General features: G+C 70.8%; 11 protein-coding genes. 5 read left to right on the top strand and 6 right to left on the bottom strand.

Features of this window, described 5'->3' with window-relative positions:
• Window positions 1-8: 8 nt before the first annotated feature.
• Together ACQPYY_RS05660 and ACQPYY_RS05655 are read right to left on the bottom strand one after the other, a co-directional pair.
• Entirely contained in the window at window positions 9-776 is a 768-nt protein-coding gene (locus ACQPYY_RS05660) for an SWIM zinc finger family protein (protein ID WP_433592974.1), read from the bottom strand.
• Window positions 773-3607 carry a DEAD/DEAH box helicase gene (locus ACQPYY_RS05655; RefSeq protein ID WP_433592973.1) on the bottom strand — a complete coding sequence of 945 codons (2835 nt, stop codon included), beginning with the start codon at window positions 3605-3607 and terminating at the stop codon, window positions 773-775. The genes ACQPYY_RS05660 and ACQPYY_RS05655 overlap by 4 nt, the downstream gene beginning before the upstream one ends.
• A 198-nt stretch (window positions 3608-3805) precedes the next feature.
• Here ACQPYY_RS05655 and ACQPYY_RS05650 point away from each other — a divergent pair, with 198 nt between their 5' ends.
• Window positions 3806-4168 carry a hypothetical protein gene (locus ACQPYY_RS05650; RefSeq protein WP_357282100.1) on the top strand — a complete coding sequence of 121 codons (363 nt, stop codon included), beginning with the start codon at window positions 3806-3808 and terminating at the stop codon, window positions 4166-4168.
• A gap of 68 nt (window positions 4169-4236) precedes the next feature.
• Window positions 4237-4935, top strand: a complete 699-nt coding sequence (locus ACQPYY_RS05645) for an HNH endonuclease family protein (protein WP_433592972.1) — start codon at window positions 4237-4239, stop codon at window positions 4933-4935.
• Here the strand turns inward: ACQPYY_RS05645 and ACQPYY_RS05640 are convergent.
• Window positions 4876-5511, bottom strand: coding sequence for a TetR/AcrR family transcriptional regulator (locus ACQPYY_RS05640; RefSeq protein WP_433592971.1), 636 nt, complete (start codon window positions 5509-5511; stop codon window positions 4876-4878). The two genes, ACQPYY_RS05645 and ACQPYY_RS05640, sit on opposite strands and share 60 nt — an antisense overlap.
• 54 nt (window positions 5512-5565) lie before the next feature.
• Here ACQPYY_RS05640 and ACQPYY_RS05635 point away from each other — a divergent pair, with 54 nt between their 5' ends.
• Window positions 5566-6306 (top strand): class I SAM-dependent methyltransferase, encoded by a 741-nt coding sequence (locus ACQPYY_RS05635; protein WP_433592970.1) that lies wholly within the window; start codon window positions 5566-5568, stop codon window positions 6304-6306.
• 121 nt (window positions 6307-6427) lie between these two features.
• Here ACQPYY_RS05635 and ACQPYY_RS05630 read toward each other — a convergent pair whose 3' ends face one another.
• The 3 genes from ACQPYY_RS05630 to ACQPYY_RS05620 form a co-directional block, all read right to left on the bottom strand.
• Window positions 6428-7261 (bottom strand): sulfurtransferase, encoded by an 834-nt coding sequence (locus tag ACQPYY_RS05630; RefSeq protein WP_433592969.1) that lies wholly within the window; start codon window positions 7259-7261, stop codon window positions 6428-6430.
• A 206-nt stretch (window positions 7262-7467) separates the two neighbouring features.
• Window positions 7468-8676 carry a benzoate/H(+) symporter BenE family transporter gene (locus ACQPYY_RS05625; protein WP_433592968.1) on the bottom strand — a complete coding sequence of 403 codons (1209 nt, stop codon included), beginning with the start codon at window positions 8674-8676 and terminating at the stop codon, window positions 7468-7470.
• 63 nt (window positions 8677-8739) lie between these two features.
• Window positions 8740-9240 (bottom strand): Lrp/AsnC family transcriptional regulator, encoded by a 501-nt coding sequence (locus ACQPYY_RS05620; protein WP_433592967.1) that lies wholly within the window; start codon window positions 9238-9240, stop codon window positions 8740-8742.
• Between the two features lie 179 nt (window positions 9241-9419).
• On the opposite strand from ACQPYY_RS05620, the gene pdhA reads away from it, so the two are divergent.
• Window positions 9420-10499, top strand: coding sequence for a pyruvate dehydrogenase (acetyl-transferring) E1 component subunit alpha (gene pdhA, locus ACQPYY_RS05615; protein ID WP_433592966.1), 1080 nt, complete (start codon window positions 9420-9422; stop codon window positions 10497-10499).
• Window positions 10496-11479, top strand: coding sequence for an alpha-ketoacid dehydrogenase subunit beta (locus ACQPYY_RS05610; RefSeq protein ID WP_433592965.1), 984 nt, complete (start codon window positions 10496-10498; stop codon window positions 11477-11479). Before pdhA ends, ACQPYY_RS05610 begins: the two co-directional genes overlap by 4 nt.
• Window positions 11480-11492 lie beyond the last annotated feature (13 nt).

Raw genomic sequence — 11492 nt, 5'->3', positions numbered from 1 at the left:
AACAGCCCTCAGCGGTCCAGGGAGCGGTAGAGGTCGCGCAGGTGCCGCAGCCCGGCGGCGACGGACTGCTCGTCCTCGGAGGTCATGCGCAGGGCCTGGCGCAGCAGCACCGGGTCCAGATCGTCGGGGGCCGGATGGAATTCGGGGTCCGGCAGCGTGGGCAGCGCCGCGTGCTCGCCGTACAGGTCACCGCAGTCGAGGGTCTCGCTCTGCAGCAGGCCGCCGATGAGGTCGTCGAGCCGGATCCCGCGCAGGGTGAGCAGGTCGGTCGGGTGCTCGTCGAGCCGTTCCGCCACCACGTAGCAGATGGCGGCCGCGTGCTTGCAGGGCCAGCTGTGATCCGGGCAGCTGCAGGAGAAGTCGAGTTCGGACACCGTCGTCGGCAGCAGCAGCGGGCCCAGCGCCCGGGGCAGCGTGCCCGCCGCGATCTCGCCCAGCATGCCCGGCGACTCGCGCACCGCGTCCGCCAGTTCCTCCAGGTGGTGGCGGTCGAAGGTCCGCATGGTCAGCACGGAGACGAAGGGGCGAGGCTGACTGCCCTGCACCTCCGCGGTCACCATGCCCTCCTCGAGCCGGTAGTTGATCACCTGGCCGGTGCGGGCGTAGGAGCGGCCGCGCGAGAGCCGCCCGGCGTCGGCGACCTGCTCCACGGCGTCCAGAAAGGCACGGCCCCACCAGGTCCGGGCGAAGGCGGCGCCGCGGCGGCTGCGCGCCGGCACCCCGCCGCGCACCGGGCGGCGCTTGCCGTACCCGCCGAAGTCGATGACATCGTTCATTCGCCGACCGCCTCCGCTCCCAGCGCGAACAGTTCCCGCAGCTCCTCGTCGCCGAGTTCGGTGATCCAGTGCTCGCCGGCGCCGACGGTGAGATCGGCCAGCCGGCTCTTGCCCTTCAGCATGTCGTCCACCCGCTCCTCGATGGTGTCGACGCAGACCAGCTTGCGCACCTGCACATCCCGGCGCTGGCCGATCCGGAAGGCGCGGTCGGTGGCCTGGTTCTCCACCGCCGGATTCCACCAGCGGTCCAGGTGCACCACGTGATTGGCGGCGGTGAGATTGAGGCCGGTGCCGCCGGCCTTGAGCGACAGCAGCATCAGCGGCGGGCCGTCGCCGCCCTGGAAGTCCGCCACCATGGCATCGCGGGCCTGCTTGCTCACCCCGCCGTGCAGGAACGGAACCTCGGCCCCGAAACGCTCGGACAGGAAGGGGGCCAGCAGCTTTCCGAACTCCGCGAACTGGGTGAACATCAGGGCGCGTTCCCCGTCGGCGATGACCGATTCCAGGATGTCCTCGACCAGCGCCAGTTTCCCGGACCGGTGCTGACCGCGGCGCAGCACCGCCGAACCGTCGTTCAGGTAGTGGGCCGGGTGGTTGCAGACCTGCTTGAGCCGGGTCAGCGCGGCCAGTACCGCGCCCTTGCGTTCCATGCCCTCGGCGGCCTTCAGTGTGGCCGACATATCGTCCAGGACAGCCTGATACAGCGCGGCCTGCTCCACCGTCAGGTTGGCCCGCACCGTCATCTCGATCTTCTCCGGCAGATCCGAGATCACCGCCGGATCGGTCTTGACCCGGCGCAGCACGAACGGCGAGGTGATGGCGCGCAGGCGGGTGACGGCGTTCTCGTCGTGCTCACGCTCGATCGGGACCGCGAACCGGGCGTGGAACTCCGACGCCTTGCCCAGCAGCTTGGGATTGGCGAAATCCAGGATCGACCGCAACTCCTCCAGGCGGTTCTCCACCGGAGTTCCGGTGAGCGCCAGTCGATGCCGCGCCGGGACCAGCCGGGCCGCGCGCGCCTGCCGGGTCCCGGCGTTCTTGATGTGCTGCGCCTCGTCCAGCACCACCCGCTGCCAGTCCTGCCGCTTCAGCTCCTCCACATCGCGGGCCAGCAGGGCGTAGGTGGTGACCACCAGATCCGAATCCGTCACCGCCGCATCCAGTTCCGCGCCCGAGCGGCGGGCGGGGCCGTGGTGCACCAGCACGCGCAGATCCGGGGCGAAGCGTTCGGCCTCCCGCTGCCAGTTGCCCACCACCGACATCGGGCACACCAGCAGGGTGGGGCCGGTCGGCACGGCGGCCGTTTCCCGCTCGTGCGCCAGCAGGGCCAGCACCTGCACGGTCTTGCCCAGGCCCATGTCGTCGGCGAGGATCGCACCGCAGCCCAGGCGGCTCATGGTCGCCAGCCAGGCCAGGCCGCGCTGCTGATAGGGCCGCAGCTGGGCCTTCAGGCCGACCGGGTCGGGCACCGGCTCGGTGGCGCGCTCGCCGGCGAAAAGCTCTGCCGCCCAGCCGGTCGCGGTGACCTCGTCCAGCGGCACACCGATCACCGGATGCGCGGACAGCTCGGCGAACAGGCCGCCGATCGTGGTCTCGGTGCCGTCGGTGCGGCCCGAGACGTAGTCGGCGGCCGCGGCGAGCATGCGATGGTCGGCCTGCACCCAGTCCCCGCGCAAGCGCACCAGATCCGATTTCGCGTCCACCAGCCGCGCCATCTCCGCGGGCGTCAGCACCGTGTCGCCCAGCGCCAGCTCCCACCGGAACGACACCAAACCCTTGAGCCCCACAGCGGTTTCGGTGGCCGCGGGGCTCTGCACCCGCAGCTTCATGGTCGGTGCGGCGACCCGCCAGGCGCGCGGCAGCATGAGACGCACCCCGGCGGCGGCCAGCACGTTCGCGCCGTGCGCCACCAGGTCCATGACCACCTCGGTGGGCAGGAACAGGTCCATGCTGCGCGGATCGCCGGGCAGGTCCCGCAGGCGCGGATACACCTCCTTGGCGGCGCTCAGCTTCTCCCCCGCCAGCCGGGTCAGCATCGGATCGCCGGGCAGCAGCACCGGTTGCGGCGCTTCACCTTCGACGCGCAGGCAGACCTCGAGCCGCCACAGTTCACCCGGCTCGTCGCCGTCGGGTTCCAGCAGGCGCAGCACCAGATCGGGTTCGCCCGCGGTGAGACTGGTGCGCCAGTCCTCGAGCACCGCCGCCACCCGATGCGATCCGGTCTCCAGCGGTGTGGCGTCCAGCAGTGCCCTCAACAGCGGATGCGGCACCGAATCCGTCGGCGCGGAACCGATCTCGGGATCGCGTTCGGAAATCCATGTCCTGGCAATGGGATCGGTCAGCTCGGCGACCAGGTTCTCCAGGATGTCGGCGGGCCTGCCGTGGTCCTTCAGCGCCGACGGCATGGCTACGGCCAACTCGGCCAGCCAGGCCCGCTGCCGCTGCCCGCCGACCAGCCGCCACCGCACCCACCACTCCCCGTCGTCGCGCCGGATCTCCGGCACGATCCGCCCCGCCCGCACCCAGCGCTCGATCCCGCGCGCCACATGGCCCAGATAGCGCAGATCCCCCGCCACCGGCCAGTGCGGCGGCAGCTCCCCCAGCAGCACCCGGGCCGCCGCCTCCGGGGCCAGCGCGTGCGCCCGCACCCGGGCCCGTTCCTTGCCGTACTCCCCCGCCAGCGTGACCTCGGCCCAGTGCCGCCACTTGGCCGCCCGCACCACCGACCGCAGCGGCTCGGGCAGCTTCTCCGTCTCGTCGGCGAGCACGAAGCCGTCCGGGTCGTGCCACAGCACCAACCCGGACCCGGGCGTCCACAGTCCGTGCAGCATCCGACCATCCAAGCAGCCCGCCCCGACAGGGCCCGCGCTACCCGCGAGTCAGGTCCCTCTTTATTTCTGATCGGATACGGCACATACTGGATAAATCCGCAGGTCACCGCATGTCGGTAACACCTGTGTGCGCACCCGACATCACCGCGACCCAATCCGGGGCCGTGGCACTTTCGAGACCGTAGGGAGGCCGTGAAGATGACGATTCTGCTCCAAGTGCTCGAGCAGGCCTTCACGCCCACGACTTCGTGGGAACGGCGGAAATTCACCTTCGTGGATACAGCGAAGATCGTGGGGATGCGCCTGGACGGGCAGTCCGGGGTGTGGCTGGATCTGTCCCGGCCCGGTGAGTCGCAGCGACTCGCCCGGACCCCGGATCCACGCGACTCCATCACATTCCTGCTCACCATCTTCGCCAAGATCGCCGAGTGCGAGGACCGGGGCGGCTCGTGGCTCATCGGGCACGACGGCGCGCACGTGGATTCCATTGCGGCCACGCGCTTTCCGCCGCAACTGTCGGAGACGGCGGCCGACGACATCCTGGCCCACGCCTGGCTGTAAACCGCCGCGGGGGTGCGAAGTTCGCATGACGGCCCGCTCCGGCGGGCGGTAGCGATACACCTGATGCCGTGTGGCTCAGAGGCGCGACTTCGCTGCTCGGCACGGTGGTCATCCTGTTCGCGGTCCTGGGGTGCGGGGCCGTCGGGCAGGTGACTCCCGCGCCGGGCAGCCCTACCCGCGTCCAGCTCGAACGCCTGCTCACCGCCGTGGTCACCGTGCCCGCGCGGCCGCGACCCGGCGGCTACCAGCGCGGATGCGGCGGCGGGCAGGGGTGTGTGTTCGGCCCGTCCTGGACCGATGATCACGACGGGCCCGGCGGCCACGACGGGTGCGACAGCCGCAACAGCGTCCTCGCACGCCAGCTCACCGAGGTGGTCCTGCGGCCGGGCGATGCCTGCGTGGTGGTCGCGGGCGCGTTGAACGATCCGTACACCGGGCGGCGCATCGCGTTCGAGCGGGCGGCGGCCAAGGCCGTGCAGATCGACCACGTGTATCCGCTGGCGGCCGCCTGGGATCTGGGCGCGGCGGGCTGGCCGATGGCGCGGCGGGTGCGGTTCGCCAACGACGTCGACTACAACCTGCTCGCGGTGGACGGAAAGACCAACCAGGACAAGGGCGATCGCACGCCCGGCGACTGGCTGCCGCCCGCGCGGGCGAATCGCTGCTTCTACGCGGGCAAGTATCTGACCGCCGCCGGCCGGTACGGGCTACCTGTCACCGCCGCCGACCGCGCCGCCCTCGCGGGCGTCGCCCGCGGCTGCCCATAGCGCGGCGAAATGCCGGTACGCCTGTTCCGCGGTGAGCTCCTGGGCCGGATCCATGACCGATTCGAGCAATCCGTAAAGCCCCCAGGAAAGAAAGGTGATCGCGACGGACGCCGCCGCGGGGTCGGGGCCCAGCAGCGGGGCCAGATGCTCGGTGAGCAGTTCGGCGTACATCTGCCGGATCGACCGCAGCACTGTGGCGTTGGCGCGCGGACCGACCAGCGGCCGGTACACCTCCGGGTGGGCGTCGATCAGACGGAACAGGATCTCGATCGGCAGCAGCGGCGGCGGGGGGCCCGGAAAACGGGACAGCTCCGCCGAAATCTCGCCCCGCACATACTCGATACAGCTGACCAGCAGCAGATCGTCCTTGTCGCGGTAGTGCGCGTAGAAGGTGGAGCGGCCGACGTCGGCGCGATCGATGATGTCCCGCACGGTGATTCGCGCGTACGGGCGAGACAGCATGAGTTCGATGAGCGCCCGGTGCAGCGCCGCACGGGTGCGGCGCACCCGGCGGTCGGCAACCGGGTCCGGATCCGTTCCGGGACGGATCCCGGCGGGGTGTCCCGAAACGTACACATCCGGGGAAACTGCTTCTGGCCTGGCATTTCCCATCCTTCGATGATGGAACACATGACTGAGAACAAGCAAGTGTCCGATATCGACGCCCGGTCCGTCGGAGCCCTGATCACCTGGCCGCGCGGCTACACCCTGCTCACCGACGTCTTCTTCCTCGGCCGCGGCGGCAGCCTGGCGCGGCACTTCGCCACCACCGCGGGCATCCGGCCCGGAGATCACGCCATCGACGTCGGCTGCGGTCCGGGGCGGCTGGCCAATGAGCTGGCCCGCCAGGCCGGGCCGCACGGGCGCGTGGTCGGCGTCGATCCGTCCGCGCCGATGATCGAGTACGCCACCGCCCACGCGGCCCCGAACTGTGTCTTCGAACTGGGCGCGGCCCAAGCCCTGCCCCATCCCGACGCGTCCTTCGACGTGGCGACGTGCACGTTCGCCATGCACCACATCGCCGAGGCGGATCGGAACACCGCGCTGGCGGGCTTCTTCCGAGTGCTGCGACCCGGCGGCCGCCTGCTGCTGGCGGACACCCACCCGGCGACCACGGGCGTGCGCGGACTGGCGATTCGCGCCATGGCCGGTCTGGCCGCGCATCGCGGCGGCCGTGATCACGGGCACGGCGACAGCGGTCACGACGGAACCGACCATCACGGGCACACTCACGACGGCCCCGGCGACTCGCTGGCCGCGGTGGATGTCCGCCGCTACCGCGCCTCGCTGGCCGAGATCGGTTTCACCGCAGTCGAATTCCGCACCGGTCCGTTCGCGACCGGCATCCTGACCGGCGTCAAACCCGGTTGAGCACAGGCACTGCCGGGCGCGGCGCGGCGGCTGTTGCCGGGGCCGGCGTCCGGTTCGTCGGCGCCGGCCGGGTTCACGCGCCCCCGCCGGATCCGATCCGGTCCGGCGGGGGCGGCGTCGATCAGGCCGGGTCGGGTCCGGTGGCCGCCGGGCGCTTGGGATCGTTGGACCACTGCGACCACGAGCCCGGATAGAGCGCGGCGTCGATGCCGGCGACGGCCAGTGCCGCGACCTGGTGGGCGGCGGTCACCCCGGAGCCGCAGTACACCGCGACCGGTCCGGAGCCGAAACCCTCGAAGCGGGCTGCCAATTCGGCCGGCGGCCGGAAATGCCCGGCAGCGGTGAGGTTCTCGGCGGTCGGCGCGCTCACCGCACCCGGAATGTGGCCCGCGCGCGGGTCGACGGGCTCCATCTCGCCGCGGTAGCGCTCGCCCGCCCGGGCATCCATCAGCACGCCTTGCCAGCCGGCCGCACCATCGGCGTCGACGGTCGGCATGTGCCCCGAGGACAGCACCACCGTGCCGGGTTCGGGGTCGGGTTCGTCACCGGCGGCGATCTTCCCACCGGCCGCCTCCCACGCGGGCAGCCCGCCATCCAGGATGCGGACATCGGCGAGGCCGGCCCAGCGCAGCAGCCACCAGGCGCGGGCCGCGGCCAGGCCGCCGGTGGCGTCGTACACGATCACCGTGTCGCCGTCGGAGACGCCCCAGCTGCGCGCGCACTTCTGCAAATGCGGCAATTCCGGCATGGGGTGGCGGCCGTGCGCGACCGACGGCGGATCGGCGAGTTCGGTTTCCAGATCGACGAAGACCGCCCCCGGAATATGCCCGTCCAGATAGTGCTGCGGCCCGTCCGGATCCCCGAGCGCCCAACGCACATCCAGCAATCGCACCCGGCTCCCGCCCGCCTCCAGCAGGTCCGCCAGCTCCGCAACCGAAATCAGCACCGAACTCAAGCCAACTCCTCCTCGCCGATCCACCACTCGTGACGCGAACCACCCCACCCTAACCACCCGCGGCCGGGACGCGCGGCGGTCCACCGAACCGCCGGGCGGCTGGCTCCGATGCGCCACCTCGATCAGCTCCTGCGCCCGTCCACCGCCGCGCCCGGGTTCGCCGCTCGCGGAACGGAGTCCAGCAACAGCGTCCGCTCTCCCGCGCCTCAGACGCTGGCGGGCGGCAGGAACCAGCGCACCACCAGACCCGCGACCAGCGCCCAGAAGGCCGCGCCGATCCCGAGCATCGAGATGCCCGAGGCCGCCACCAGGAAGGTGAGGGCGGCCGCGGACCGATGCGCGGCGGGGGTGAGCGCGGCGGTCAGCGCACTCGCGAGGGTGGCGATGAGGGCAAGTCCCGCAACGGTTTCCAGTACGCCCTTCGGAGCGGCGGCCACCAGGGCGACCAGCGCGCCCGAGGCCAGCGCGAGCAGCAGATAGGTGCAGCCCGCGGTGTACGCCGCGACCCAGCGGCGCTTCGGATCCGGGTGCGCGGACGGGGCCGCCGAGAGCGCGGCGCTGATGGCCGCCAGATTGATGGCGTGCCCTCCCGCGGGCGCGCCCAGCACGGTGCCCAATCCGGTGACGGTCATGGCCGCGCGCCACGGCACCCGATAGTCGAAGGTGCGCATGACCGCCGTGCCCGGAATGTTCTGCGCTGCCATGGTCACCACGTACAGCGGCACCGCGACGCCGATCATGGCCTGCCAACTCCAGTGCGGCACAGTCCATTCCACCCGGGGCACCATGGCGGACAGCTCCAGACTCCGGTGCCGCACGGCGATGTCGATGCCGGACCCGGCCGCCGCGACCGCGAAGGCCGCCAACACCGACCAGCGCGGCGCGAAGCGTTGCAGCACAAGCCAGGTCACGATGACCGGCACAACCACGGCCGGGCTCACCGGCAACGCCTTCACCGGCGCGAGGCACAGCGGCAGCAGCACTCCGGCCAGCATGGCCTGCGCGATCTCCACCGGAATGGCGGCGATGAGCGCGCCCAGCCGGTCCCAGAATCCGGTCAGCACGATGAGTCCGCCCGCCACCGCGAACGCGCCGACCGCCGCGGCCCAGCCGCCCGCAACCGCCCCGGTGCTCGCCAGCAGAGCCGCGCCGGGCGTGGACCAGGCCAGTGTGATCGGCATCCGATAGCGGCGGCTCAGCACCAGCATGCCGACGGCCTGGGTCACGCACACCGCCAGCAGACCCGACGCCGCCTGCGCCGACGTGGCTCCCATGGCGGTGAGACCCGCCAGCACCACCGCGAACGAACTGGTGAAACCGACCAGCGCGGTGACGATGCCGGCTCCGATCGGCTGCCCGGGACCTGCCTCCGGTGGGCTCCCGACCTCGGCGGCGGGAGTGACGCTGGTGCTCATGGGGCTATCGTCGCGGTCCAGTCACCCGCCGGTCTGCGGCCAATCAGCCGAAACTGGACTGAATTACGCGCTGCCGCCGGCCGCCAGCCGTTCCAGCAGCGGCGTGATGCGCGGGCCGACCAGCGACTGCATGACCAGCGCCATATTGGTGCGCTCCACCCCCGGGATCCTCAGGATGCTGCCCGCCACCCGATACAGATCCTCCGCGTCCGCGGCCACCACCCGGACCGTCAGATCCGTCGGCCCGGTCATGCCGCACACCTCGGTGACCTCCGGGATCTCCGCGAGTTCGGCCGCCACCGCGTCGAGCCGATGCTGGTCCACCACCACCGCGACGAAGGCGGCCAGGGAGTAGCCGAGCGCACGCGGGTCCACCCGGCGCTCGAAGCTGGCCAGCACCCCGCTCGCCTCCCAGCGAGCCAGTCTGGCCTGCACGGTATTGCGGGAAAGCCCCAGGCGAGCGGCCAGGTCGACACCGGTCGCGCGCGGGTTCGCGACCAACTCCAGCAACAACCGGGCATCGGTGGCGTCCAGCGGCACCGGATTGGGCTCCCTGCTGCTCATGGGGATCAGTATGACACCGACGAAGGCGAATTGACCGTGCATTCTGCTCAGTTCTGCGCGTCAGGCTTGCGCAGATCGCCACGCGGAGGATGCTTGTGGTACAGGACACACATTGGTTTGCCACACGGACACAATCCCGCGGTCGAAGCGATGTCACCCGGTGTCAGGAGGCGATACCCATGCCCGACAAGAACACCTATCCGGTCCAGCTCATCCAGCCCGACGGACAGCGCGTCCACGATCGCGTGCACGCCCCGCTGATCGCCGATATCGACGGCCCGCGCCTGCGCGCCCTCTACGCGGACATGGTCGTGGCCCGGCGCATCGACACCGAGGCCACCGCTCTGCAACGGCAGGGCCAGCTCGGACTGTGGCCCCCGCTGCTCGGTCAGGAGGCCGCGCAGATCGGCTCGTCCCACGCCCTCGAATCCGACGACTACGTGTTCTGCAGCTACCGCGAGGCGGGTGTCGCCTACTGCCGCGGCGTCGCGCCCGAGGACCTCACCCGGCTCTGGCGGGGAGCCGCGCACTCCTGCTGGGACGCCGACCAGGTCAACATGACCAATCCCGCCATCGTGGTCGGCGCGCAGGGCCTGCACGCCACCGGCTACGCCTACGCCGCGCATCTCGAGGGCGCGGAGATCGCCACCATCGCCTACTTCGGCGACGGCGCGACCAGTCAGGGCGATATCGCCGAGGCGCTCGGCTTCGCCGCCACCTGGTCGGCGCCCGTGGTGTTCTTCTGCCAGAACAACCACTGGGCGATCAGCGCGCCGGTCCGGGTGCAGAGCGCCACCCCGATCGCGAATCGCGCCCTCGGCTACGGCATCCCCGGTGTCCAGGTCGACGGCAACGACGCACTCGCCGTGCTGGCCGTGACCCGGCAGGCGCTGCGGCACGCGCGGGCCGGCGGCGGACCCAGCTTCGTCGAGGCCATCACCTACCGGATGGGCCCGCACACCACCGCCGACGACCCCACCCGCTACCGCACCGCCGCCGAACTCGAACTCTGGCAGCGCCGCGACCCCATCGACCGGATGCGGCGACTGCTGGAACGAGAGGACCTGTGGGACAGCGACTTCGAGGCGACCGTGGCCGCGCGCGCCGACGACATCGCCGCCCGGCTGCGCACCGCCACCCTCACCATGCCCGACCCGGACCCCGACCAGCTCTTCGACCACGTGTACGCCACCCCGCATCGGCTGATCGAGGAAGAACGCCGCGAGTACGCGGCCTACCTGGAGGGAGTCGGACGATGAAGACCACGTTCGCCGGAGCGATCAACCACGGACTGCGCCGCAGCCTGGAGGACGATCCGAAGGTCGTGCTCATGGGTGAGGACATCGGCCGCCTCGGCGGCGTCTTCCGGGTCACCGACACGCTGCAGAAGGATTTCGGCAACAACCGCGTCATCGATACTCCACTGGCCGAATCCGGAATCATCGGAACCGCTTTCGGAATGGCTTTGCGAGGATTGCGACCGGTCTGTGAAATCCAGTTCGACGGATTCGTGTACCCGGCGTTCGACCAGATCGTCTCGCAGGTCGCGAAAATCCACGCCCGGACCCGCGGAAAAGTGGTCGCGCCCATCACCATTCGCATTCCGTTCGGCGGCGGCATCGGGTCGGTCGAGCACCACTCGGAATCGCCGGAAGCGTATTTCGCGCACACCGCGGGGCTGCGGGTGGTGTCGCCGAGTAATCCAGCGGACGCCTATCTGATGATCCGGCAGGCCATCGACCTCGACGATCCGGTGATCTTCTTCGAGCCGAAACGCCGGTACTGGGACAAGGCCGAGGTGGATGTCGAACGACTCGACCACGACGGCGGAATCGCGCTGGACCAGGCGCGGATCTGCGCGTCCGGGGAGGACGCCACCATCGTGGCGTACGGCGGCACCGTGGCCACCGCGCTCACCGCCGCCGATATCGCGGCGGCGGAAGGACATTCGATCGAGGTGATCGATCTGCGCAGTCTCTCGCCCATCGATTTCGACACCATCGAGACCTCGGTGCGGAAAACCGGGCGGCTGATCGTGGTGCACGAAGCGCCCGTATTCGCCGGGCTGGGAGCCGAAATCGCGGCCCGGATCACCGAACGCTGTTTCTACCATCTGGAATCGCCCGTATTGCGCGTCGGTGGCTTCGACATCCCCTATCCCCCGGCTAAGCTCGAGCGGCACCACCTGCCCGACCCCGATCGCATTCTCGCCGCGGTCGACCGCACGCTCGCCGCTTAAGCCGCTCGCCGCA

Origin of the sequence: Nocardia sp. CA-145437, assembly GCF_050956485.1 — a bacterium.
Classification (GTDB): Bacteria; Actinomycetota; Actinomycetes; order Mycobacteriales; family Mycobacteriaceae; genus Nocardia.
The sequence above is the reverse complement of the archived record's forward strand: the minus strand, read 5'-3'. Positions and strand labels throughout refer to the sequence as shown.

Bases quoted from the DNA above. Each gene is read 5' to 3' on its own strand.
- ACQPYY_RS05620 (WP_433592967.1), bottom strand. From the start codon at position 9,240: ATGAGCAGCAGGGAGCCCAATCCGGTGCCGCTGGACGCCACCGATGCC.
- ACQPYY_RS05625 (WP_433592968.1), bottom strand. From the start codon at position 8,676: ATGAGCACCAGCGTCACTCCCGCCGCCGAGGTCGGGAGCCCACCGGAG.
- ACQPYY_RS05660 (WP_433592974.1), bottom strand. From the start codon at position 776: ATGAACGATGTCATCGACTTCGGCGGGTACGGCAAGCGCCGCCCGGTG.
- pdhA (WP_433592966.1), top strand. From the start codon at position 9,420: ATGCCCGACAAGAACACCTATCCGGTCCAGCTCATCCAGCCCGACGGA.
- ACQPYY_RS05610 (WP_433592965.1), top strand. From the start codon at position 10,496: ATGAAGACCACGTTCGCCGGAGCGATCAACCACGGACTGCGCCGCAGC.
- ACQPYY_RS05655 (WP_433592973.1), bottom strand. From the start codon at position 3,607: ATGCTGCACGGACTGTGGACGCCCGGGTCCGGGTTGGTGCTGTGGCAC.
- ACQPYY_RS05635 (WP_433592970.1), top strand. From the start codon at position 5,566: ATGACTGAGAACAAGCAAGTGTCCGATATCGACGCCCGGTCCGTCGGA.
- ACQPYY_RS05650 (WP_357282100.1), top strand. From the start codon at position 3,806: ATGACGATTCTGCTCCAAGTGCTCGAGCAGGCCTTCACGCCCACGACT.